The sequence below is a fragment of the Desulfuromonas carbonis genome (assembly GCF_054658035.1).
Genome location: NZ_BAAHXR010000005.1, coordinates 110,132 through 134,543, shown reverse-complemented (window position 1 = coordinate 134,543; position 24,412 = coordinate 110,132). Strand labels below are relative to the sequence as shown.

18 protein-coding genes and 1 tRNA gene are annotated in these 24,412 nt (G+C 63.0%); 7 read left to right on the top strand and 12 right to left on the bottom strand.

Annotated elements, in window-relative coordinates; translation table 11 throughout:
- The first annotated feature begins 5 nt into the window (after window positions 1-5).
- On the top strand, window positions 6-602 hold the full coding sequence (locus ACYQ8E_RS18130; protein ID WP_459861747.1) for a 50S ribosomal protein L11 methyltransferase: 597 nt from the start codon (window positions 6-8) through the stop codon (window positions 600-602).
- Between the two features lie 274 nt (window positions 603-876).
- Here the strand turns inward: ACYQ8E_RS18130 and ACYQ8E_RS18125 are convergent, their stop codons facing one another.
- Window positions 877-2,511, bottom strand: coding sequence for an ABC-F family ATP-binding cassette domain-containing protein (locus ACYQ8E_RS18125; protein ID WP_066727881.1), 1,635 nt, complete (start codon window positions 2,509-2,511; stop codon window positions 877-879).
- Between the two features lie 519 nt (window positions 2,512-3,030).
- Here ACYQ8E_RS18125 and ACYQ8E_RS18120 point away from each other — a divergent pair.
- Window positions 3,031-3,732 (top strand): RluA family pseudouridine synthase, encoded by a 702-nt coding sequence (locus ACYQ8E_RS18120; RefSeq protein WP_066727880.1) that lies wholly within the window; start codon window positions 3,031-3,033, stop codon window positions 3,730-3,732.
- Window positions 3,733-3,799: 67 nt separating this feature from the next.
- Window positions 3,800-4,348, top strand: coding sequence for a peptide-methionine (S)-S-oxide reductase MsrA (gene msrA / locus ACYQ8E_RS18115; protein WP_459861744.1), 549 nt, complete (start codon window positions 3,800-3,802; stop codon window positions 4,346-4,348).
- Window positions 4,349-4,375: 27 nt separating this feature from the next.
- Here msrA and ACYQ8E_RS18110 read toward each other — a convergent pair whose 3' ends face one another.
- From ACYQ8E_RS18110 to ACYQ8E_RS18060, 11 genes are all read right to left on the bottom strand, one after another.
- The gene (locus tag ACYQ8E_RS18110; protein ID WP_459861742.1) at window positions 4,376-5,656 is read right to left on the bottom strand and encodes a multiheme c-type cytochrome; all 1,281 of its coding nucleotides are present in this window, start codon (window positions 5,654-5,656) and stop codon (window positions 4,376-4,378) included.
- On the bottom strand, window positions 5,653-6,798 hold the full coding sequence (locus ACYQ8E_RS18105) for a hypothetical protein (protein ID WP_459861740.1): 1,146 nt from the start codon (window positions 6,796-6,798) through the stop codon (window positions 5,653-5,655). The genes ACYQ8E_RS18110 and ACYQ8E_RS18105 overlap by 4 nt, the downstream gene beginning before the upstream one ends.
- 130 nt (window positions 6,799-6,928) lie before the next feature.
- A complete protein-coding gene (locus ACYQ8E_RS18100) occupies window positions 6,929-9,730 on the bottom strand; it encodes a BPTD_3080 family restriction endonuclease (protein ID WP_459861738.1) in 2,802 nt (933 codons plus the stop codon).
- Entirely contained in the window at window positions 9,727-10,290 is a 564-nt protein-coding gene (locus ACYQ8E_RS18095; RefSeq protein ID WP_459861736.1) for a DUF4276 family protein, read from the bottom strand. The genes ACYQ8E_RS18100 and ACYQ8E_RS18095 overlap by 4 nt, the downstream gene beginning before the upstream one ends.
- Window positions 10,287-11,483, bottom strand: a complete 1,197-nt coding sequence (locus tag ACYQ8E_RS18090; protein ID WP_459861734.1) for an AAA family ATPase — start codon at window positions 11,481-11,483, stop codon at window positions 10,287-10,289. The genes ACYQ8E_RS18095 and ACYQ8E_RS18090 overlap by 4 nt, the downstream gene beginning before the upstream one ends.
- Window positions 11,484-11,486: 3 nt before the next feature.
- Window positions 11,487-14,663: a site-specific DNA-methyltransferase gene (locus ACYQ8E_RS18085; protein ID WP_459861732.1), complete on the bottom strand. Its 3,177-nt coding sequence runs from the start codon at window positions 14,661-14,663 to the stop codon at window positions 11,487-11,489.
- 135 nt (window positions 14,664-14,798) lie between these two features.
- Window positions 14,799-14,874, bottom strand: a tRNA-Ala gene (locus tag ACYQ8E_RS18080).
- 105 nt (window positions 14,875-14,979) lie between these two features.
- A complete protein-coding gene (locus ACYQ8E_RS18075; protein ID WP_459861730.1) occupies window positions 14,980-16,266 on the bottom strand; it encodes an NCS2 family permease in 1,287 nt (428 codons plus the stop codon).
- 28 nt (window positions 16,267-16,294) lie between these two features.
- Window positions 16,295-16,963 (bottom strand): tetratricopeptide repeat protein, encoded by a 669-nt coding sequence (locus ACYQ8E_RS18070; protein WP_459861727.1) that lies wholly within the window; start codon window positions 16,961-16,963, stop codon window positions 16,295-16,297.
- A gap of 64 nt (window positions 16,964-17,027) precedes the next feature.
- Window positions 17,028-17,918, bottom strand: a complete 891-nt coding sequence (locus tag ACYQ8E_RS18065; protein ID WP_066727876.1) for a phosphoribosylaminoimidazolesuccinocarboxamide synthase — start codon at window positions 17,916-17,918, stop codon at window positions 17,028-17,030.
- Between the two features lie 5 nt (window positions 17,919-17,923).
- On the bottom strand, window positions 17,924-19,867 hold the full coding sequence (locus ACYQ8E_RS18060; protein ID WP_459861724.1) for a SurA N-terminal domain-containing protein: 1,944 nt from the start codon (window positions 19,865-19,867) through the stop codon (window positions 17,924-17,926).
- A 188-nt stretch (window positions 19,868-20,055) separates the two neighbouring features.
- Between ACYQ8E_RS18060 and ACYQ8E_RS18055 the strand changes: the two genes are divergently transcribed.
- The 4 genes from ACYQ8E_RS18055 to mrdA all read left to right on the top strand — a co-directional run bounded on the left by ACYQ8E_RS18055 (window position 20,056) and on the right by mrdA (window position 24,411).
- Window positions 20,056-21,099: a rod shape-determining protein gene (locus ACYQ8E_RS18055; RefSeq protein WP_066727874.1), complete on the top strand. Its 1,044-nt coding sequence runs from the start codon at window positions 20,056-20,058 to the stop codon at window positions 21,097-21,099.
- 111 nt (window positions 21,100-21,210) lie between these two features.
- On the top strand, window positions 21,211-22,032 hold the full coding sequence (gene mreC / locus ACYQ8E_RS18050) for a rod shape-determining protein MreC (RefSeq protein ID WP_066727873.1): 822 nt from the start codon (window positions 21,211-21,213) through the stop codon (window positions 22,030-22,032).
- Window positions 22,029-22,562 carry a rod shape-determining protein MreD gene (gene mreD / locus ACYQ8E_RS18045; RefSeq protein ID WP_066727872.1) on the top strand — a complete coding sequence of 178 codons (534 nt, stop codon included), beginning with the start codon at window positions 22,029-22,031 and terminating at the stop codon, window positions 22,560-22,562. Before mreC ends, mreD begins: the two co-directional genes overlap by 4 nt.
- Entirely contained in the window at window positions 22,552-24,411 is a 1,860-nt protein-coding gene (gene mrdA / locus ACYQ8E_RS18040; RefSeq protein ID WP_459861717.1) for a penicillin-binding protein 2, read from the top strand. Before mreD ends, mrdA begins: the two co-directional genes overlap by 11 nt.
- The last annotated feature ends 1 nt before the right edge of the window (window position 24,412 follow it).

Below are 24,412 nucleotides of genomic sequence, written 5' to 3'. Positions count from 1 at the left end.
TGAGCATGCCCGGGACCTACTCTCCCTTCCTGATCGGCGAGCGCTTCCGCATCTGCCCGCCGGGTACCCCGCCGGCGGATGACGGTCGCATCGACCTGGTAATGGATCGCGGCGCCTTCGGTTCGGGGGAACACGAAACCACCGTCAGCTGCCTGGAGGCGCTGGAAGATTTGCGATTCTCCGGCAGCGAACGGATTCTCGACCTCGGCAGCGGCACCGGTATCCTCGCCATCGCCGCCCTCCTCCTCGGCGGCGGTGCGGCCTGGTGCGTCGATATCGAGGCAGATGCGGTGGCCAGCTGCCGCCGCAACTGCGCCCACAACAAGGTTGCTCGCCGCGTGCAGCATTGCCAGGGGACCCTGGAGCGACTGACCGAGACCGGCTTCGACCTGGTGCTGGCCAACATCTATGGCGACATCCTGCTGCAGGTCGCCCCGCAGCTGGTGGCCGCGGCCCGGCCCGGCGCCCTGCTCCTCCTCTCCGGAATACTCTGGGAATACAATTTCGATGTGCGCCAGTGCTACCGGCGGCTCGGTTGCCGGGTGATCAGGAACCGCATGCTCCCCGAGTTCAGCACCGTACTGCTGGAGAAGGCGGGGTAGGTTCCCCTTGGCTGCCGGCTCTGGAAAGAGGGAACCGAAGTTGCCCTGCTAAACCATCCTCGACCGATCGCTTTCTTGAACGCCGCGGCGCCCCGCCCGGGCAGCATGGTGGCCAGTTGCAGAAGTGCGAGGAGCTCGCTGCAAAGGTCAACGAGCAGCAGGTCGTCGAGCTTTACTGCCGCTAGCCAACCAGGGAGCTTACATGAAGAGAGCGGCACCCCTTCTGAGGCGCCGCTCTCTTCGTGTAACATCGATTCGGCCTGGGCCGGCGTGATTAAAGGGTCAGCGCTGCCTCCCCCTGGAAATATTCCTCCCGCACCTTCGCCACCTCGTTGCTCTCCAGGTATTCGTCAAAAGTCATGCTGCGGTCGATGTAGCCGCGCGGCGTGAACTCGACGATGCGGTTGGCGACGGTGGAGAGGAACTTGTGGTCGTGGCTGGCAAAGAGGATCACCTCCGGGAAGGCGATCAGCCCGTTGTTGAGGGCGGTGATCGACTCAAGGTCGAGGTGGTTGGTCGGCTCGTCGAAGATCAGCAGGTTGGCTCCGGTGAGCATCATCCGGGCGAGCATGCAGCGCACCTTCTCGCCGCCGGAGAGGACGTTCGATTTCTTGGTCGCCTCGTCGCCGGAGAAGAGCATGCGCCCCAAAAAGCCGCGGGCGAAGCTCTCCCCTTCGCCCGGCGCGAACTGGCGCAGCCAGTCGATCAGGGTCAGGTCGTTCTCGAAGAAACGGCCGTTCTCCTTGGGAAAACAGGCGCTGGTGATGGTGACGCCGAAGCGGAAGCTGCCACTGTCCGGCTCGAGCTCGCCGGCGAGGATCTGGAACAGGGTTGTCTTGGTCAGCGGCCCGCCGCCGACGAAGGCGATCTTGTCCCCCTTGTTGACGGTAAGGCTGAAGTTGTCGAGGACCCTGACGCCGTCGATGCTCTTGGTGAGGTCCTTGATCTCGAGAATGATGTCGCCGCAGGGGCGCTCCGCCTTGAAGACGACAAAAGGGTACTTGCGCGAGGAGACCGGCATCTCCTCAAGGGTCAGTTTTTCGAGCAGCTTCTTGCGCGAGGTCGCCTGCTTCGCCTTGGAGGCGTTGGAGGAGAAGCGCTGGATGAACTCCTTCAGTTCGTTGGCCTTGTCGGCGGTCTTGCGGTTCTCTTCCTGTTTCTGCTTCAGGGTGAGCTGGCTCGCTTCGTACCAGAAGTCGTAGTTGCCGACGTAGACGGTGATCTTGCCAAAGTCGATGTCGGCGACGTGGGTGCAGACCTGGTTGAGGAAGTGACGGTCATGGGAGACGACGATGACCGTGTTCTGGAAGCGGGCGAGAAAATCTTCGAGCCAGCCGATCGATTTCAGGTCGAGATGGTTGGTCGGTTCGTCGAGCAGGAGAATGTCCGGGCTGCCGAAGAGGGCCTGGGCGAGCAGCACCCGCACTTTTTCGCCCCCTTCGAGCTCTTTCATCTTCTTGTGGCGCAGCGCCTCGGGGATGCCGAGCCCGTTGAGCAGCACCGCCGCCTCCGATTCGGCCTCGTAGCCGTTCATCTCGGCAAACTCGGCTTCCAGTTCGCCGGAGCGGACGCCGTCCTCCTCGCTGAATTCCCCCTTGCTGTAGATCGCCTCGCGCTCGGCCATCACCCGGTAGAGCTCCTGGTGCCCCATCATCACAGTGTTGAAGACGGTCTCCTCGTCGAAGGCGAAGTGGTCCTGGCGCAGCATGGCGATGCGCTCGCCGGGGCCGGTGGTGATCTCCCCCTTGTCGGGCTCCGATTCGCCGGCGAGGATCTTGAGGAAGGTCGACTTGCCGGCACCGTTGGCGCCGATCAGGCCGTAGCAGTTGCCGGGGATGAACTTGATATTGACATCTTTGAAGATGATGCGCTTGCCGTAGGCAAGGGCGACGTTGTGGGCGCTGATCATGACGCTTCTTCTTTCGGTCTGGACAAAACAAAAACCACAGGGCGATCCCTGTGGTTCAGGAGAGGGTGTTCTTATACCACCGATGGCTCATCGGGGGCAACCGGTTTCTGGTTTTAAATCGCCGGTGTTGGATAATTCCTCCCATGCCGTGGCCGAGGCAAAAGGCATCTCTCACCCGTTCGCTTTGCTCACTAGAGACCACGGAGGTCACAGAGGTAAAAAATCTTCCACCAAAGCTTTCCTCCGTGGCCTTCGTGACCTCAAGCGACGGAAAGGAGCGGGTGAGAGACGCTCTTGCCTTGAGATTTGCCTGTTCCCTTTTCTGCTTTCCGGGTACCCTGCAGAACAGGGAGCGCGCCTCCCGCAATTGACTCAACGACCAGCACCCCCCGCTCTTTCCCGGCGCGACCCCGTCAATCGCATCGCTCGGGCGATCTGCCGCGTCGGCCAGAGGGCAGAGGGCAGAGGGAGACGGATTTCTGAGCAGCGCCAAAGGCAGGACAGAAGAGGTGACCGGAGATGGCAGAGCAAACCCAGGGGAAAAAACCGCCGAAACTGCGTCGGCCGGGAGGGATGGAGATCCTCTACGAGGACCGGGATATCCTCGTGGTGGTGAAGCCGGCCGGGCTGCTCACCATAGGCAGCGAACGGGAGAAGCGGCGGACCGCTCACTACCTGCTCAACGACTATGTTCGCAAGGGGGATCCGAAGTCGCGCCACCGCGTCTTCGTCGTCCACCGCCTCGACCAGGAGACCTCCGGACTTCTTCTCTTCGCCAGGAGCGAAGCGGTGAAGACCTTTTTGCAGCAAGATTGGGAGACGACGGAAAAGCACTATGTCGCCGTCGTGCACGGCGCAGTCAGCCCCGCGGCCGGGACGATTTCCAGCTGCCTTGCCGAGAACCGGGCGCAGCGGGTCTACTCGACCACCGAGCCCGGTCAGGGTAAGCTCGCTCACACCGCCTACCGCGTGCTGCAGCAGGGTAGGGGCTGCAGCCTGCTCGACATCCACCTGTTGACCGGCCGCAAGCACCAGATCCGCGTCCACTTCGCCGAGCTGGGACATCCGCTGGTCGGTGATCGCAAGTACGGGGCCGACTCGGCGCCGCGCCTCGCCCTGCATGCCCGCTCCCTCACCTTCACCCACCCCGGCAACGGGCGGCTGCTCTCTTTTGATACGGGCATACCGGAGGAGTTGGTGCGGCTCCTCGGCAGGCCTTAACCCCGGGCCGTCCGCCGATTTCCCATCTCTGCTACAATCTCATTCAGGAAGAAGAGAGGAGGCAGTCATGAGTGCAGGACTTGATTCGGTGACCTTGGGTGGCGGCTGCTTCTGGTGCATCGAGGCAGTCTTCGGCCGGCTCCAGGGAGTGGTGCAGGTGGTCTCAGGCTACGCCGGGGGAACCCGGGAAAATCCCGACTACGAGGAGGTCTGCAGCGGCAGCACCGGTCATGCCGAGGTGGTGCAGGTCCACTTCGATCCGGCGCTAATTTCCCTCGCCGAGCTGCTCGAGGTCTTCTGGCGCGTCCATGATCCGACCACCCGCAACCGCCAGGGCGGCGATATCGGCAGCCAGTATCGCTCGATCATCCTCTATCGCGACGAGGAGCAGCGCCGGGTTGCCGAGGCCTCCCGGGACGCGGCGCAGGCCAGCGGCCTCTGGCCCGACCCGATCGTCACCGAGATCGTGCCGCTCGAGGCCTTTTATCCGGCCGAGGGCTATCACCAGGATTACTACCGGATCAACTCCTTTCAGCCCTACTGCCGGATGGTCATTTCTCCCAAGCTGCAGAAACTGGAGAAGCTCTTCGCCGACAAGCTCAAGCCGGCAACCTGATTCCGCCCCTTTCCTCGCTTACGGTTCTCACCGCTCCAGGTAGCCACGCAGCAACCTCTCCTTCTGCTCGCGATATCCAGTATCATCGAGCTCGCCGGCGGCATGGCGCCGCTGCAGGGTGCGCAAGTTTTCCTCGGCAGCCGCTCCGGCATCGGCAGGACTTGCACCGGTGCGGCCGCTCAGCTGGCGCAGGCGGCTCGCCTCGGCGCGCAGGTCGATAAGGTCCATCTTCAGCTCGGCGTTGCCATACCAGTGGGTGTAGGCGGGATTCTGGTGATAGGCTCCCTTGACGGCCTGGGCAAGGTCGTACTTCTGCATTTTGAAAAAAATGCGCTCGGCACGGGAGGTCTCCTCGTAGAGCATCTGGCCGTCGCTGACCAGGGTGGCACCGCGCAACGGGTGGGGCGGGCGCCGGTCGGGGGCGGGGTCGAGGAGGCGGGCGTCCGCCAGCTGCTCCAGGAGTTCGCGCCCCTCGCCGACCAGCGCCAGACTCTCGCTGCGGACCTGGTCGGCGTGCTCCAAGTCGCGCAGAGCGAAGCCCCGGGCGTGGCAGCCGCTGCAGATATCGAGCATCTGCCGGCGCTGGACTTCGGCATCCTTCCGCGGCGTCAGCCCGGGGGTGGCAGTCAGCCCGGCGGAGACGTCGTGGCTGCCGCCGGGCATGTGGCAATCCTGACAGGTCGGACCGAGGCCCGGTGCGGTGGCGGCGAGGGTGCCGTGTTTCGAGGTCTGCCACATCTCCCACTGGGGGTGGTCCGGCCCCATGTGACAGGTGGCGCAGACCCCCGGTGCGCGGACGATGGTGAGCTCGGTGCTGTGGGCCCCATGGCAGGCGGCGCAGGACGATTCGACCCGGTGGCAGCGGTTGCAGCCGATCTCCCGCATCGCCGGGGTCTGTTTCAGGAACCGGGCGCACTGTACGGTGGAGAGGGGGCGCGTGCTCCCCTCTTCATGGCAGAAGCGGCACTCGGCGGGGTTTTTCGCCGGCAGGTTGCGGGTACAGCCCCAGCCCGAGTGGAGTCCTAGCCCGTGGCGTGATTTTCGGTGTTGTGCTGCCGCCTTGGGATGGCAGGCGGCGCAGGCGGCGATGGTGACTGGCGCCACGCCGGCGCGCATCGCCTGATGGTTACTGCCGTGGCAGTCAACGCAGGCCACCTTGTCGCCGTGGGCGCTCGCTTCCCAGGCGTGGACCGCCGTCGGCGTTTCGCGGCGGTGGCAACCGAGGCAGTCGGCATCGGCGTCGGATTGTGCCCTTGCGCCCGGCGGCAGCAGCAGGAGAAAGACAAACAGGATGAAAATCCGGGTCATGGCCACAGCTCCTTGCGTGCATTACGGTAGTCGTCGTTGTCGATAAGCCCCGCGCGCCACCAATGGCGCAGTTTCCGCAACCTTTCGCGGTCGGTCGGCGGCGGTGGTGCCGGCTCGGTCTTGAGCCCGGTCACCAGCAGCAGTCGACCCTGATCGGCCAGCGCCAGTGTGGTGCCGTCGGGGGCGAAGCTGCCGCTGCTCAGGCCGGGAAATTGGGCCAGGGGGAGGTCATGGTGCCGCAACTGGTCGTCGACCAGCTGCCAGTCCCCCGCCGGCGTGACGGCGTGCAGCCGCCGACCCGGCCCCAGCGGCTGCGGCCGCTCCTCGAGCCGGGGAGCAAAGCGAAAGAGGGTTCCACCATCGGTGAAAAGAAAAGTTTCACCATCCCCCAGCCATCGTCCCGGGGGAGCAATCCCCGCAAGATTGACCAGGATACGACCGGTATTGCCGGCCAGAGGGAGTAAAATAATCCGGCTGTAGAGACGGGCCGCTGGTGGATCGTGGATTTCGCCGAGGAGCAGCTCCTCGCTGTCGGGCGCCGGGGCGAGGGCCGCAACGGTGAAAAGATGGCGGCCGAGCCGTTCGGCGCTTCCCGGCTTGAGCGTCGTCTCCCAGAGCGGGCTTCGCTGCGGCGCGTCGTGACCGTTCCAGCGCACCAGCTCGAGCTGACAGTGGCTGCCGAAGGAGAAGGTTTCCAGGGCGAGCAGGCTGGCGATCACCTCTGCTCCGGCGCGGGCGAGGGAGGTGACGCGGCCGGGGAGGTGCACTGCGGAGCGGACCACGCCGCTTTTTTCGAGCAGGGCGAGGCGGCAGCCCGCCTCCTCGTTCCAGGCGACGGCGATGCTGCCGTTCGGTCCCCAGGCGGCGCTCGCAGGTGCCGGACCGGGGAGAAGCTGTCGTGCGCCGCTCCCGGGACGGACAAGAACCAGGCCGGCGTCACTGATCGCGAGCAGGGTCGTCCCGCTCTCGTTCCAGCTGAGATTGCGTGCGCCCGGGAGATTCCCCAGGTCGTGCAGTTCCAGCCCCGCGCCCTTCGCAGCGGCCGGGAGGGCCGGGCGGGGGGTGCAACCGGGGACAAGAGATGAGAGGGCCAGCAGCAGGAGGAAAAGGAACTCCAGTCTACGCGGGGCAGAAGCGGTCATGGTGTTACACTCCCGGGTGAATGCCGCCAGCATGCCATGGGGCGTTGCGGGATAAATTGACGAAGGTCAAGATCATGGCCATAAGGGTGGCCAGTGGAGGGGGCGGTGAGGATGTCCCCTAGTGGGGTAGTTACGGAACAGAGGAATTGTGTCGGCTCAATATGTCCTGAATCTGGTGCGGTTCAAACGCCACATCCCAGCACCAGGTCCCAAAGCCGCCCTTAGCGTTGACCGCCTTGACCCAGGTGTCGAGTGCGGCCCGCTTGGTGCGGTTCTGCTCCGAATCTTCCCCCTTGATCTCCAGCACCAGGGTCTTGCCGCTGGCCAAGCGAATCAGAAAGTCCGGGATGAACCGCCGCCGGGACCCGTTCCAGAGATAATGTAGCTGAAACCCAAGATGGTCGTTCTTGGCGTAAGCCAACACCTTGTCGCTCGACTCCAGCAGGTTGGCGGCGTATTGCTCCCAGCCACTGTCGGCGACCATGTGGCTGATCTGCGACTTACGGGTCGGGTGGCAGGGTTTGGTGGTGTACCAGGTACGCATCGCTGCCGTCGAGCCAAGCGGGGCTTCCTCGTCGAAGACCGGTTCCAGCCGCTCCTGATTCTGCTCGGAGACAAAGCGAAGAAGGTGCTGAACAATCTCATCGATGTTGAGAGCATAAAGGATGCGCTTGCGCAGGGGCTCCTGATGATAGAGCGAGGGAATGTCGAGCCGGTCCGAGGCCAAGAATTCCTCCACCAGCCGGATCAACTGGTAGACCAGGAACTCCTCCCTCCCACCGTAGTTCCCCCGCAAGGTGCTGAACGCCTTGCGGGCGGCCTGAAAGATCAGGCGCTGCAAACGGAATCCTTCCGGCAGTTTCTCCAGATCGATCTTGGTGACCTTGCCCAGATCGGCCGCGCCTCCAAGCGCCGGGGCCAGATCGGCCGAAATGGGCGTCCTCGCCGGGTCGAGAGTGAGCACATCAACTTGGTCCCAGTCCACAACCAGCGTGGGGCGCACCACGGTATCGATACGCAGCACGTTCGGCCAGCGGATTTCCAGCCCGGCACGTTCCGGCAAGGCTTCGATCTGGGTGCTCGGCTTTGGTGGCGGCGGAGCCTCGCCGCCCGCGCCGACATCCTGGAAGATCGACAGCGGCACGCCGAAGATGTTGACGTATTCGGGAAGAAACCGGCCGTTGTCATCGGTGTCGTAGTTGACCCGCCGCAGTCCCCGGCCAATCACCTGCTCGCACAGCAGCTGACTGGTGAAGGCACGCAATCCCATGATGTGGGTGACGTTTTTGGCGTCCCAGCCTTCCGAGAGCATTGCCACAGAAATCACCTTCTGCAAATCCTGTCCCGCAGTTCCACGCTTGCCGACATTGTCGACGATCTCCCGCAGCAGCTCCTCCTTTTTCAGGGCGAGCAGCCTCTCCTTGCGGGCTTCGGGGATGGTCGCCGCTACGACGATCTCCTGTAGACGCGCTTCGTAATCCTTGTCGCTGGAAGCCGTCTCGCCGATTTCCGCCTTGTCGAGAACTTTTGAATCGACGCGCAGCGTGCGTACCGGGGCATGAAGTTCCGGCCAGAGGACATCCCCCTGATTGAAGTAGTGCTCGATCCGCGCCGCCGTCTCGGTGCGATTGCAGACCGTAAGCATCACCGGCGGCGAGGTGTGGCCGGCATCACGCCATTGTTTCAGCGTCTCGCGCCAGTCGGCCCCGAGCAGCGAATAGGCATCCTTCACCAGCTTCGGCAACGGCTCATGGGGCTCGGCCTTCCGGTTGAGGTCCTCTGCGACCTCCGCTTCGCGGTAGATGTGATAGAGCTTGGAGCGATAGTCCCTGGTGTTGGGCAGGGCATCGTCGCGGATGACCACCCGCGGAGTCTTGACCAGCCCGGCTTCGATAGCGTCGTTCAGGCCGAAGTCGGAGAGGATCCAGCTGAACAGTCCGGCTTCGCTGCTCGCCTTGCCGGTGGGGGCGAAGGGGGTCGCGGAGAGATCGAAACAGCGTTGGATACGCCGGGTCTTGTGCAGCCGGTCGAGCCCTTCGATCCAGCGGGTCGCTTCGTCGAGGTCGATCCCCTGCTCGGCCGCCTGCTTTTTGCTGATCTTAGCCTCGGCCGGCACTCGATAGGCATGATGGGCCTCATCGTTGATGATGACCAGGTCCTTGTAGCCGGCCAGCTTGCCAAGCACCCGCCGGGTGAAGGCCTCGTCACTCTCTGGCCCCTTTTTCACCACCGAGCGGTCGGTCTGCTTGAGCGGCATCAGGGTATGCCAGTTCTCGACCAGCAGCTCGACCTGGTTCAACTTCTGCCGCAACGCTTCTGAAGGGCAGAGCTCGAACTGATCGTAGCAGTTGTCCGGTTCGCCGGGGTAGAGCATCCGCAACCGCTCCTTGACGGTAATTCCCGGGGCGACGATGAAGATTGCGCGGGAGAACTCCTTGTTGCGCTTGGGGTAGGTGAGCGCGTTGAGGGTCTGCCAGGTGATGACCATCGCCATCACCGTGGTCTTACCGCTTCCCGTCGCCATCTTGCTGCACAGCCTCTCCCATGCGCCGCCATCGCCGGGAATGTGAATCCCCTGCTTGTGTTCCGGCGCCGCCTCGACCCACCAGATCAGGGTTTCAATCGCTTCAAGCTGGCAGAAGTAGAAGGGAAACTGCCGGGCGCTGCGGTCGTGCCAGTGTTCCAGCAGCCGCCGGGTGATGCTGGTGATGCCGGGATAGTCGGCCGCCCGCCAGGCATCGACCCGCTCGCGAATGCGGTTGACCAATTCCAGCGGCTCGGTGCGCCGGGTATTGTAGCGCAAGTCGATGATCTCGTAGCCGGCCGGGCGGCGGCTTGATGCCAGGGACAGCGTGCCGTCGGCGGCCTGCTGCCAGTGCTGGGCGGGGGCTTCATAGGGGGTATTGATGATGAGGGAGGTGGGGGCGGTCATGGGTTGACACCTGCGGTCAGCCGCTGAATCCCCTCTACAAAAACCTGAAAACTTCTGGAGGTGTTGCGTTGCACTTCGAGATGATGACCGATACGCCGGGCGCCATCGCGTTTCTGATACATCGGCAGATACTTCCGCAGTTCAGTCACCGGGCTGCCAAGATTGTCCGGTTGCCGATAGTTTGCCTTGGCGGCAAGAGCTTTCAACTTGGCAATGCCAAAGGCATCTCCGACCGCTTCCCAATCCCCAATGAACCACGACTCCAGCTCGCGACAGGCGATGCGAACCAAGGCATCAGGTCTCCCGGCCTCGTGGCAGCGTTCGGCAAGATTTTGCTTGATCACCCGACAGTCACCACTATCCTGGTCGCGCAGAACGACAAAAAGAGTGTCGGGCTTGAGCCATCCTCGCATTCGCCGCCCCATGCGTTTCTCAAGGTCCTGTTTCCCCTCGAAAACCAGATATTCAACGGTGATGCCGGCAGGCAGAAGGCGAGGCAACAAACCCTCCAGCGCATCCTGGGCCGATGGCTCCTCAAGCAGAAAAACCAAGGTGGTCACTTTGGATTCGCCCCCCTGAACAAGCCTTCTTTCCAGAGGTAGCCCATCTGGTCGCCATCCGCCATGAAGGCCGCCAGCTGTTTGTCGTCCTTGGCCCGATGAACCTGGGTAAATCCGTCTCTCTTCTCCAGCCAAAACACTTCGTCCAAAGCAACGGCATTCAAGAAGTCAGGGGAATGGGTCGAGACAAACACCTGCCCACCGCGTTCGGCATAGGTCCTGAATTCTTCGGCAAGATCCCAGAGCAAGGAGGGATAAAGCTGATTTTCCGGCTCTTCCACGCACAGCAGCGGATGCGGGTCGGGATCATAAAGAAGCGTCAGGTATGCCAGCATTTTGATTGTGCCGTCCGAAATGTATCTGGCCAAAATGGGGTCTTCAAAGGCCCCATCCTGAAACTTCAACAAGACGCGCCCTTCTTCCGTGGTTTTTGCTTCAACGTTGGTGATCCCTGGCACCCGAGCCTTGAGCTTCTCTCTGATAGTTTCGAACATCTGCGGATGATGCTTATAGAGGTATTCGATCACCAGCGATAGGTTCTCACCCTCGCGCGACAGATGCTCGGCATAACCCGCCTCCTGTTCTGGTCGCGCCTTACTGATATGGAAATCGGACAAGTGCCAGTTTTCGATCAGGTTGCCCAGGGCCACTACGGCGGGGAATCTCTCGAATTGCGCCAGACCTTTAATCGCCAGAATATCTGGGCTCTTCAGCGTCTGTGTCTCGCGGACCAGATCCTTGACATCTTTGACTTTTTCCAACTCATTGGTAACCGCCTCTCCCTGTCCCAGGCTGAAATCGAGAAAGTGCCATGGTTGACCACCGCTACCCCGCCGATATTTGAGGATTTCACGGGCCACCACGGGTCGACCATCACGCTCGCCAATGGAGAGACTGTAGGTAATGAGGTTGGAAGCCTTGCGCCCAAGATCAGCACGAATTTTCAACTCGATTTCGATAGGGCCATCACAGCCGCGGGTGCGCACCTCCTGAAAGCCCCGGCTGCCACCGAGCCGTCCCAAAGCAGCTGTAATGTTGGTGGTCATCGCATCACGCAGAAAACCGAAGACAGAAAAGAGGGTACTCTTCCCCGTACCGTTGGCGCCGACGAGAACGCAAAAGGGTGGAATTTCCTTTAAGGTGACATCCTTGAAAGCTCGGAAATTCTTCAGCCGAATCGATTCAATACGCATCGCCTAATCCTCCAACGCAATAACCTTCAAACTCTCGATCCCCCGGTCATCGACTATCTTCACCGCCACCTTGCGGTTGTCGCCGGCCTCGAAGGGGAGGGAGACGGTGCCGTGGTACTGATTGAGCAGATCCTCGTTCAGCTCGGCGCGGATGTCCTTCTTCAGCTTGTACCACCCCTCCTTGCCGCCGGCCAGGGGGAAGAAGACCTGCCGCGGGAAGAGGGAGCGCTCGTCGTAGTCGGTGTCGAGCAGCCACAGGGCGATCTTCTTCTTGCCGCCGGAGACCAACTCCCCCTTGGCGGTGTCGAAGTAGTCGAAGCCGTTGACCTCGACCTCGTACCTGCCGTCCTTGCGCTTGCGCACCTCGACGTCGGGCTGCCCCATCAGCCAGAAGCTCTGGTTGCTGGAGCGGGCCTTTTTGAGGTCTTCGGTGAGCAGGTCGGTGTTCATCTGCGCCTTCAGGGCGGTGATCCCCTTGAGCTGGTCGATGTCCTTGGCCGCTTCGGGGTCGAAGGCGAAGGCGCAGAAGACGATCATCTTCGGCAGCGGGAAGAGCTCCCCCGCCTCGCGCAGGGCCAGCTCCACCTGACGCTGCTCCAGCGCCGCGTGCTCGGGGCCGAAGGAGATGACGACCCGCTCGCCCGAATCGAGGTGGCCGCTGGCGTGCAGATAGCGGGTGCCGGGCAGGGTCTCCAGCTCGGCGAAGCGGAGCATCTGCCCCCCTTTACCGCGGATGCCGGTCTTCAGCAGCTCGTCGCGCCACTGGTGCTGGCGGGACGACTCTCCCGAGCGGGCGATGGCGACGTCGGCCTCTGCCGCCGGCTTGGCCTCGTCGAGGGAGAGGACCGTCGGAAAGGGGACCGCCTCCACGGTGAACGGGCCGGTAATGCGCAGCTTGTTCTTGTCCGGCTGCGGCTGGTCGTAAAGGATTTCCTGATCGGCGTGGGCGGCGATGGAGCGGTCCATCTGCGTCTGCATCGCCTGCCGGGCCTTGTGGAAGGCGTCGAAGGGTTTGCGGGCGGCTTCCGGCCAGTCGGCAGGGAAATCGAAGGGGACGTCCCATTCCCGTAGGGGCGCAGCATGCTGCGCCCCTACACCGGCCGCGTTCAACTCCCCCAGTGCCGTCTCGATGGCCGGGTGCATCCGCGCGTAGATTTCGTCGATCTCCGGGTTGTTGGCGATCGACTTGAGGGTGACGTGGGGGATGGTCTTGTAGATGAAGCCCCCCTTGAGCCCTTCGTGGGGGTACTTCAGCTCAAAATAGTCGAAGCTGGCGGTCATCAGCCGCTGCTTGGCCAGGGTCACCGCCACCCGCGAGGTGTCGCAGGTGATCCAACGCCGACCCCACTTTTCAGCAACAAAGGCGGTGGTGCCCGAGCCGCAGGTCGGGTCGAGCACCAGGTCGCCGGGGTCGGTGGTCATGAGGAGGCAACGTTCGATAACCTTTTCATTTGTTTGAACCACATATACTTTATCGGCTCCGTAACCACCACTCGCCGTATCTGTCCAGGCGTTCGAGAAAGGGAAATAAGGGAAATCCTCTGTATATCGGCGAAACGAGAGTGTTGTACCGTATGATTCCAAACGGCCCGCAAGGTCAAGGCGTGACAACCCCTGATAATTAGTTTTCCATCCACCTTTCCCTGGGGTAAATACTTGCCCCTGAAAGGGAAATTCCACCAATGTCGATTCACTACTCGATGCCGAAGTTAGCGGCGACCGCCTGTATATTCGGCAACCATGATTTAGCAGAGGCGTTGGATCTTTGCGCTCCTTTTTCGACATTTTGCGATGGAGGCCGTGTTTATCGGCCACATAGTCGTAATTTACCCAATCGAATCCGATACGTTCCTGATATAGCGTTCGGAATTTTGCCTTACTTCGGTTTTTCGCATACCAAACGAGATAATCGTTTGTGTCTGGAAGGAAGTCGCCTGATTGACCCGTTGTTTTTCGGAATGCAACAATCCCTACGAAATTATTGAGACCTAGAACCTCGTCGCAAATCTCACGCACATGGTGCAGATTCTCATCCGAAATCTGCACAAACACACTCCCCGACTCACTCAACAACTCCTTTGCCAGCAGCAGCCGGTCGCGCAGGTAGGTCAGGTAGGAGTGAATCCCCAGCTCCCAGGTATCGCGGAAGGCCTTGATCATCTCCGGTTCCTGGGTCAGGTCCTCGTCCTTGCGGTCCTTGACGTCGCGCTTGCCGACGAAGGGCTGGAAGTTGGAGCCGTACTTGATGCCGTAGGGCGGGTCGATGTAGATCATCTGCACCTGCCCGGCCATGCCCTCCTTCTGCAGCAGCGAGTTCATCACCAGCAGCGAATCGCCGGCCACCAGCCGGTTGGCCCAACCGCGCTCGTGCTGGTAAAAGTCGATGGCGTCGCGCAGCGGCAGACTTTCGAAGGGGGCCTCGAAGAGCCCGGCCTGCACCATCGGCTTGACCTTGCCGGCCCGGCCTTCCTTGAGCTGCTTGCGCACGGCGGAAAGGATGCTCATCGGGTCGATGCGCTCGTGCACGTGCAGTGAAACGGTATCGACCTCGAAGCTGGTGCGCTCGGCCTTGCCGGTCCAGGCGAGGTAGGGCGACTGCAGCCGCCTCAGCTCTTCGAGGGCTGCGCGCATGCTGGCGTCGTCGCCAGAAGCGAGCGCATCGTCGATCAGTCTTTCGATGGCGGAACGCCCGACGTCGAATTGCAGGGCCGGATCGAGATGGGGATCGTAACTCCAGGCGGTCGGAGGATTGGCGGGGTCGGTAGCTTCGCTGACCATGCCGACTTCGGGATTGTTTTTGCGGCTGTCGAGATGGCGGTAGGCGAGGACTTGGACAGAATCGCCCGTTTTGCGGGAGGTCCTGGCGGCCGGGGCGGTGGATGGTTTGGGGGTGGGGCGAGAAGTGGCAGGTTCCTGGGGCGCTTCCTGCATCTGCAGGCTGAATTCGGTGGTCGGTTGGGTCAAGCGGACAGAACCGCCCCGGCCTTTGCCACGCATGAGGACGCCCGTTTGGATCAGCTCCTCTCTCAAGCGATCGAATTCACCGGTAAAAAGTTCTATTTTGGCAGTGGCGGCGGCATGGTGGAAGGCCTGTTCCAGAGCATGGTTACCGATACTGCTGCCATCGGCTGGAACCTGGCTCAACAGCAGGTCGACGAGGGGAGACGCTTGGCGGTCCATCGATCCTCCTCCCGGCAGGGAACGGTGGCGACTGCCTGCCGAAATCAACGAAACATGGCATCTGAATGTAGTCGGGGGTATGTTCGGCTGGAAAAGAAAAAGGAGTCAGCGTAGCCGCTGACCCCTTGATTTCTTTGGTGGAGCTAGGCGGGATCGAACCGCCGGCCTCTTGAATGCCATTCAAGCGCTCTCCCAGCTGAGCTATAGCCCCGTTGTGACGGAGCCACTTTATAGCAAAGAGCTGCTGCCGGTGTCAACTGCTTTTTAAACAAATATCCGATCCCCCGGATCCCCGCCAAATTCCCGGTCGGCGGGCTCAGAGAACCAGGCTGACCAGGGAGAAGAGGGCGGCGCCGATGAGGAAGGGATCACACTCCCTGATCTTGCCAAGAAAGAGCTTGAGCAGGACATGGGCGAGAAAGCCGAAGGCGAGACCGGTGGTGATGGAGTAGGTCAGCGGCATGAGGATGAAGGTCAGAAACGCCGGGGCTCCTTCCTCGAAATTGTAGAAATCGATCTGGCCGATGCCGCGCATCATGAAGATGCCGACGATGAGCAGCGCCGGCGCCGTGGCAAAGGCGGGAACGGCGCCGATCAGCGGCGTGAAGAGGGCGGCGAGGAGGAAGAGCAGGGCGGTCGCGACACCGGTCAGGCCGGTGCGGCCGCCGTCGGCGACGCCGCTCGCCGACTCGATGTAGGTGGTGGTGGTGCTGGTTCCGAGCAGGGCGCCGCCGACGGTGGCGATGGCGTCGGCGGTCAGCATCCGCGGCAGGCCGGGAATATTGCCATCCTTGTCGGTCATGCCGGCCTCACGGCAGACGGCGATCAGGCTGCCGAGGCTGTCGAAGAGGTCGACGAACATTAAGGAGAAGATGCTCGCCCAGAGGGAGATCTGCAGGGCGCCGAGAATGTCGAGATGGAGCGCGACGGGGGCGATCGACGGCGGTACGGCGACCAGGCCGGTCGGAAAGGGGGTGAGCCCGGTGACCATGCCGGCCACCGTGGTGGCGAGGATCGCCAGCAGGATCGCGCCGCGCACCTTGCGAATCTCCAGCAGCACGGCGAGCAGCAGGCCGAGGACGCCGAGCAGCGCCTGCGGCGTAAAACGACCGAGCTGCACCAGCACCGCGTCGTTGTGCACCACCAGGCCGAGGTTCTGCAGCCCGATAAAGGCGATGAAGAGGCCGATGCCGACCGAGGCGGCGAGGCGCAGGGAGATCGGGATGGCGCGGACGATCCGTTCGCGGACGCCAAGCCAGGTCAGCACCAGGAAGAAGATGCCGGAGAGGAAGACCACCCCCAGCGCCGTCTCCCAGGGGACACCCCGGCCGAGCACCAGGCTGTAGGTGAAGAAGGCGTTGAGCCCCATTCCCGGCGCCATCATCAGCGGCGCGTTGGCCCAGAGGGCGACGAGCAGGGTTGCCAGCCCCGCCACCAGGCAGGTGACGGTGGTCAGGGCGCCCTTGTCCATCCCCGCCTGTGCCAGGATCGCCGGGTTGACGAAGATGATGTAGGCGCCGGTGAGGAAGGTAGTGAGGCCGGCAACCAGTTCGGTGCGGACGCTGGTGCCGTGGTGGTCGAGCTGGAAGAGGCGATTCAGCATGGAGACTCCGCATTCGCTTGGAGCAGGATTACTGTTGCGGGCTGATGACCTTGAAGTGGGCTTCGATATCCCGGATCAGGCCGCGCGCACTCGCCTGGGTGATCGCCTCCAGCAGGGTGCGGAAGGTCTCCCTGTCGTCAACCTGGCGCCAGTAGCCGAGGGAGGCGTGGTAGAGGGCGAAGGCGGCCTGCGCCGGGTCGGCGGCGAGCGGTTCAGCCTGGCGGAAGCGCTGGATCGCTCCGGCCGTATCGCCCCGGCCCAGGCGCAGCGCCCCGTCGAGGTCGATCGCTTCAAAGGAGTCGCCGGCAAGGCCCTTGCCGAGCCTGGCGGCAGCCCCGGGGGCGTTGCGGTGAAAGAGTTCGAGGAGGGCGAGGCGCCAGGTCAGCGTCGGCCGCAGCGGATCGTCACTGGCGATGGTGGCAAGGCCTTGCCGGTAGGCGGCCCGGGCGGCGTCAACCTCGCCGAGGCCTTCACGCAGGTCGGCATGGGTCAGCGCGTAACCTGCCTCGTCCGGAGCAAGATCCTGGGCCTGGGCGAACTCGGCGGCGGCCCCGCGGTAGTCCTTGGCGGCGATCAGCCCCTGGCCGCGCTCGGCATGCCGAAGCGCCGCTGCCGGGTCGGGCGGGGGCGCTCCGGCAAGACAGGCGGCGAGGAGGGGGAGGCAGAAAAGGAGGAGCAGGCGGGATGACAGTTTCATGGCGATACCGGGCCGGGTGAAAGCGACAGGCCGGAGCGCGCGCTCCGGCCTGTCGGATAGTCACTTAAAGAGTGATGCCGGTCAGCCGGGTCAGGGCTTCCATGTACTTTTCGCCGGTCTTGCGCACGATCTCCGCCGGCAGCGGCGGCGGCGGCGCCTTTTTCCCCCAGTCGAGGGTCTCCAGGTAGTCGCGCAGGAACTGCTTGTCAAAAGAGGGCTGCGGTCCACCGGGGCGGTAGCGGTCTTTGGGCCAGAAGCGGGAAGAGTCGGGAGTCAGCGCCTCGTCGATCCAGAGCAGCTTGCCGTCGAAGATGCCGAATTCGAACTTGGTGTCGGCAATGATGATCCCCTTGGCATCGGCCAGTTGCCGGGCCCGGTTGTAGATGGCGAGGGTGGTGTCGCGGACCTGGGTCGCGAGTTCCTCGCCGCAGAGGGCGACCGTCTCGGCAAAGGAAATCGTCTCGTCATGCTCGCCGAGCTCGGCCTTGGTCGAGGGGGTGAAGATCGGTTCCGGCAGCTGGGCGCTCTCGAGGAGCCCGGCGGGGAGCTGGATGCCGGAGATGGCGCCGCTCTTCTGGTAGTCCTTCCAGCCGGAACCGGAGACATAGCCACGGACGATGCATTCGACCGGCAGCGGCTTGGCCTTTTTCACCAGCATGCTGCGGCCTTCGAGCTGATCCCGGTATTTGTGGGTGGCGGCCGGAAAGTCGTCGACATCCATGGCCACGATGTGGTTGGGAATGATATCGGTCATCTGCTCGAACCAGAAGCGGGAGATCTGGGTCAGGACGATCCCCTTGTTGGGAATCCCCTGGTCCATGATGACGTCGAAGGCGCTGATCCGGTCCGAGGTAACGATCAGCAGGTGTTCGCCGAGGTCATAAATATCCCGGACCTTGCCACGGTTGACAAGGTTGAGATCGGGAAAAGCGGTCTCCATCACGATCTGGGTCATGGCGGTTATTTCCCTTCGAGTTCAGACTGGAGGGCAGGTGCGATAACGATCTCCGCTTTCTCCCGCAACTCCTTGAGGCGGGCGGTGACGGCGTCGTTGCGCTTGCGGGTCAGCAGGGTTTCGCGGATTTCGTCACGCTTGGTCGCGTCGAGGGCGTCCATGTCCGCTTCCTCGCGGCTCTTGAGGGTCACCACCACGAATTGGCCGTCGAGGTCGTAGACGACCGGCGCCACCGGTTCCGCCGTGGTCAGCTGGAAGGCGGCAGCGGCAATCTCGGGATTGCTGCCGAGGCGCGGCACGAAGTCGCCGTAGGCGCGGGCGAAAGAACCGCTCTCCTCGATCTTGAGGTTCTCCTTTTTCGCCAGGGTGGCGAGGGATTTCCCCTCCTTGAGAGCGGCGAGCAGAGCGTCGGCCGTTTGCCTGGCGAGGTCGCCGGCGCGGGCCTGGCGGTAGGCGTTGATGACCCGCTCGCGGACTTCGGCGAGTTCGGGGAGGCGGCTTTCGCGGCGCTCCTTGATACTGTAGAGAATCACACCGTCGGCGAGGGCGACCGGCCGGGCGAGTTCGCCCGGGACGAGGGCAAAGGCCTGGGCGGCGATTTCCGGGACGTTGCCGAGGCCGTCGATGGCCTCGTCGCGGCTGAAGAGACCGGTCGTCTGCACCTCGAGATCGCTCGCCTTGGCGGCCGCCTCGATCGTCCCGCCCTTGCGGTTGATGTTGTAGGCATCGAGCGCCTTTTCGAGGGCGAGCTGGCTCGCTTTCTCGCTGCGCAGACCTTCCTTGACGGCGTCGGTCACCTCGGCCAGCGGCTTGATGCCGGCCTCGATGTAACCTTCGCACTTGATGATGTGGAACCCGAAGGACGATTCGACAATGCCGCTGAGCTCGCCCGGCTTGAGGCTGAAGGCGGCCTGCTCGAAGGGCTTGACCATGGCGCCGCGGGGGAAATAGCCGAGGTCGCCCCCCTTGGTGGCGCTGCCGGGATCATCCGAGTAGCGACGGGCGAGGTCGGCAAAGTCCTTGCCCGCCTTGGCCTCGTCCAGGACCTTCTCGGCCAGCTTGCGGCGGGCTGTTTTCTGCTCCGGGGAACTGTTCTGATCGACCTTGATCAGAATATGGGCGGCCTTGACCTGCTCCTGAATTTCAAAGCGGTCAAGGTGGCGCCGATAGTATTTTTCCAGGTCGCCCTCTTCGAAGACGACATCCTTGGCGTAACGGGACGGCACGAACCGCAGGTAACTCAAGGAGATTGCCTCGGGAAGGCGGAATTCTTCGCGATGTTCGGCGAAATAGGTCTGCAACTCCTTGTCGTCGACCTCGATGCGGCTCTCGAAGAGGGCCGGGGCGAGACGCACGAAGGCGAGGTTGACCTTCTCGTTCTGCTTGCGGTAGTCGGCGGTGATTTCCTCGTCGCTGACCGCAACTCCTTCCTGCAGCTGGGCCCGCACCTTTTCGCCGAGGAGCTGGTTGCGCTGCATCCCCTCGAACTCGTCCGGGGTGAGGCGCTGGTAATTGAGGACCTGGAGGTAGCGCTCCTTGGTGAACTGGCCGTTTTCCTGGAAGGCGGGGATTTCGGCAATGCTTTTGACCAGTTCGTCCTTGCTCACCTTGATGCCGCGATGGTCGGCTTCCTGCAGCAGCAGGGTCTGGTCGACCACCTGGTCGTAGGCCTGTTGCGGAAGGCGGAGCTGTTTCTCCAGCGTCGGGGTAAACTGTTCGCGATAGATGCTCTGGTAGAGCTGGTAGAGGTTGCGATAGACGTTCTGGTACTGCGCATAGGAGATCGGATCACCGTTGACCTGCACCGCGAGGTTGGGGTCGCCACCGCTGCTGCGGTCGGAGCCCTTGCCCCAAACCAGGAAGATCGTACCGACAAAGGTGGCGATAATCGCCCAGAAGACGAATTTGATGATCGTCGTTTTCTGCTTCTTGCGAATCAGGTCAAGCATCGGGATTTTTGCTCCTTTTGCGGGGGGGGGTTAAGGTGCGGGAAACAGTGCCGCATGTTAGACAATCAAGGTTTTAAATGCAACAGCTTTTTCCTTTTATCCCTTGAAAACCGGGAGACTTTTTGATAGGGTGAGCGGCCACTGACGGGAGCCAACCAGGCCCCTCGGGCAAAAGGAGACCACCGCCGATGTTTAATCTGTTCAACGCGATCTGGGGGATGTTCAGCAACGATCTGGCCATCGACCTGGGAACCGCCAATACCTTGGTCTATCTCAAGGGAAAAGGGATTGTCGTCAGCGAGCCGTCGGTGGTTGCGGTACAGAAGGATGCCATGGGGCAGCGCAAGGTCCTTGCGGTCGGCAAGGAGGCCAAGAAGATGCTCGGCCGGACCCCGGGGAGCATCGTCGCCATCCGGCCGATGAAAGACGGCGTCATCGCCGACTTCGACATCACCGAGGAGATGCTGCGTTACTTCATTCAGAAGGTGCACAATCGCAAGAACCTGGTCCGGCCGCGTATCGTCATCTGCGTGCCGTCGGGAATTACCCAGGTCGAGAAGCGCGCCGTCAAGGAGTCGGCCGAGTCGGCCGGCGCCCGCGAAGTCTACCTGATCGAGGAGCCGATGGCGGCGGCGATCGGCGCCGGGCTGCCGATCACCGAGGCCTCGGGGAACATGATCGTCGACATCGGCGGCGGCACCACCGAGGTGGCGGTGATCTCCCTGGCCGGCATTGTCTACGCCAAGAGCGTCCGCGTTGGTGGCGACAAACTCGACGAGGCGCTGGTGCAGTACATGAAACGCAAGTACAATCTGCTGATCGGTGAGCGCACCGCCGAGCAGATCAAGATCGAGATCGGCAGCGCCTACCCCGATGGCGAGGAACGCACCATGGATGTCAAGGGGCGCGACCTCGTCAGCGGCATCCCCAAGACCCTGACCATCGACAGTACCGAAATTCGCGAAGCCCTCTCCGAGCCGGTCAACGCCATTGTCGAGGCGGTACGCATCGCCCTGGAGCGGACCCCCCCGGAACTGGCGGCCGACATCGTCGACAAGGGGATCGTGCTCGCCGGTGGCGGCGCCCTGCTGCGCAACCTCGACCTGCTGCTGCGCGAAGAGACCGGCCTGCCGGTCGTGATTGCCGAAGACCCGCTCTCCTGCGTTGCCATCGGTTCCGGCAAGGTGCTGGATGAACTCGACCTGCTCAAGCGGGTAACCATCTCCTCCTGATCCGGCTGCGGCCGACAGGTCGCAGTTTCATTGCTACGGCCGCTGCTGTGGCCGTAACCCGGGGGCCCGCGGCCCCCCTTTTTCGTGCCGCCGCCAGCGGAAATATCCCCGATGCTGGAACTGCTGCGAAAATTCCGGATCCCGCTGATGGCAGCGTTCCTGCTGCTGGTCGCGCTCCTCCTCTATTCAGCCAATCTTCGCAACCGTGAACATACCACCCTGTTCGAGCGCTCCATCCTCCAGTTGACCCTCCCTCTGCACCACCTCCTCGCCACCATGACCGGTGGCGTCTCCGGCTGGTGGGAAGACTATGTCTGGCTGGTTGGCGCCCGCCAGGAAAACCAGCGGCTCCTTGCCGAGACCCGCCAGTTGCGTGGTGAACTCGATCGCATGCAGGAAGTCCGGCTCGCCAATGAGCGTCTGCGCCGGCTCCTCGAATTCAAGGAGACTCTGGCGCTGCCGACCCTGCCGGCCCAGGTGATCTCCGAAGATGCTTCGAGCTGGTTCCGTACCGTGGCGATCGACAAAGGGAGTCGCGAAGGGTTGCGGGAAGGAATGCCGGTGGTTGTTGCCGAGGGTGCCGTCGGCCGGATCATCCGCGTTACCCCCCACCAGGCGCGCGTGCTGCTGATCACCGATGCTTCCTCGGCCGTGGCCGCGCTGGTCCAGGAGAGCCGCGCCCGCGGCGTCTGCCGCGGCCAGGGGGACCAGCTGGTTCTCGACTTCGCCCTGCGCCGCGAGGAGATCGCCGTCGGCGACCGCATTGTCACCTCCGGCACCGGCGGAGTCTTCCCCAAGGGGCTGGTGCTTGGCAGCGTCGCCGCCGTGACGCGGGAGGAATACGGGCTGTTCCAGTCGGTGCAGGTCGCTCCGGCGGTCGATTTCAGCCGCCTGGAGGAGGTCCTGGTGCTCCTTACCGAGGTGCAGAAATGACCCGGGTCAGCGCCTATTTTCTCCTCGGCTATCTCTTCATCCTGTTGCAGGCCGGCCTGTTGCCGCGCATGATCCCCCTCGGGTTTGCCCCCGACCTGCTGCTGATCCTGATCGTCTATCTCGGTCTCAACGAAGATTATTTGCGCGGCAGTTTCCTCGCCTACCTCCTTGGCTGCTTCCTCGATGTCTTTGCCGGGTCGAGTCTCGGGCTCTACGGTATGGCGCTGCTGGCCGTCTTTCTCACCGTGCGCGGTGCGGTCGGCCGGTTCAATGCCGAGAATTCCCTGCTCCTGCTTTTCATGGTCGGTTGCGGGACTCTGCTCGAGGGGGCCGTCATTATCGGTCTCGGCTTTCTTGCTGACATCGACCAGCTCTGGGTGGTCATCCTTCCCCGCCTCAGCCTGCAGATGCTGTTGAACCTTTGCTTCGCCTGGCTGCTGCTCAAGCTCGTCACCGGTCTGCAGCGTCGGCTCCTGCCGCGGCGTGGCATCCCCGGGCTGCAGCGACTGGATAGCCGCTATGAGTCTTGACTCCGGCTGGACCGAGCATCCCGGTCTGCGGCGCCGCTTTCTGGTTGTTTCGCTCCTTGCCATGGCGGTCTTCCTTCTTCTGGGGCTGCGCCTCTGGTATCTGCAGGTCATCAGTGCCGACCGTTATCTGGCGCTCTCCGAGCGCAACCGCATCCGCTACCTGCCGATTGCCGCCCCGCGCGGCCCGATCTACGACCGTGACGGCGAATTGCTGATCGCCAACCGGCCGGCCTTTACCGTTTCGGTGCTGCGCCAGGAGGTCGACGAGAAGGAAGAGCTGCTCACCCGCCTCTCCGATTATCTCGGGGTGCCCCGGGAAGCGCTTGCCGCCCGCTGGGACGAAGGGCGCCGCTTCCCCCCTTACCGCCCCTTTCCGGTCGCCGAGGATGTCAGCCGCGACGTCGTCGAGCGAATCCAGGAAAACTCCATCGATCTTCCCGGTGTTCTCATCGAGGTCCGGCCCCTGCGATCCTACCCCTACCAGGAGATGGCCGCCCACCTCTTTGGCTACCTCGGCGAGATCACTGAGCGGGAACTGGGGGAGGAACGCTTTGCTGAATACCGGGCGGGGGATTTCATCGGCCGCGGCGGACTCGAACAGACGCTGGAGAGCGACCTGCGCGGCGAAGAGGGGAAGCGGCTGATCGAGGTCGATGTCAAGGGGAAGGAGTTGCGCATCCTCAAAACCCAGGAATCCCGTCCCGGGCACAAGGTCTTTTTGACCCTGCAGCGCAAGGTGCAGCAGGCGGCGGAAGAGGCCTTCGGTGACCAGGCGGGTGCGGCGGTGGCGATCGATCCCCGCAACGGGGAGATCCTGGCGATAACCAGTCGACCCTCCTTCAATCCGGCCCAGTTCGCCCGCGGCATCTCCGGCAAGGAATGGGTGGCTCTGCTGAAGAATCCGCGCCATCCGTTGCAGGACAAGGCCCTCAAGGGGCAATACCCGCCCGGCTCGACCTTCAAGATGGTGACGGCGCTGGCGGCGCTGCGGGCCGGGTTGATAACGCCGGGAACTTCCTTTGATTGCACCGGCAGCCTCGCCGTCGGCAACCGCGAGTTCCGTTGCTGGAAGAAGGAGGGGCATGGCCACACCGATCTGAAAAAGGCGTTGCGGGAAAGTTGCGATGTCTGGTTTTATCAGGCGGCCCTTGAAGTCGGCATCGACTCCATCGCCGAAACCGCCCGCGAACTCGGGCTCGGCCAGGTTCTCGGGTATCCTCCCGGTGGCGAAAAACCCGGTCTGATCCCCGATCGCCAATGGAAGCGCAGCCGCTACGGTTCCCGCTGGTACGATGGGGAAACGGTGATTGCCGCCATCGGCCAGGGATACGTGACGGCAACCCCCCTGCAACTGGCGGTCATGACGGCCACCATAGCCAACGGCGGCACCCTCTATTGTCCCCATGTCGTCAAGGAGATCACCGACCTTGACGGCCAGGTGCTGAGCGCGACGGAGCCGGAAGTGATCGGTGTCGCCGACATCAGCCCGGCCGACCTGCGCGCGGTGCAGCGTGGCATGGAGGCGGTGGTCAACGACGCCGGAGGGACCGGGTGGGCAAGTCATCTCGACCAGGTCCGCGTCGCCGGCAAGACCGGCACCGCCCAGGTCGTGCGGATGAAGGAAGGGCGGGAAGTGGAGCGCCAGGAGGTCGCCTACCGGTTTCGCGATCATGCGCTCTTTGTTGCCTACGCACCGGCCGAGAATCCGCAGATTGCGGTGGCGGTGGTGGTCGAGCACGGCAGCCATGGTGGCAGCGCCGCGGCGCCGGTGGCAAAGGCGATCTTCAAGAGCTATTTCGGCATCGATGCCCCGGACCCGGTCATTCCGGTTCCCTTCAGCGGAGACTGAC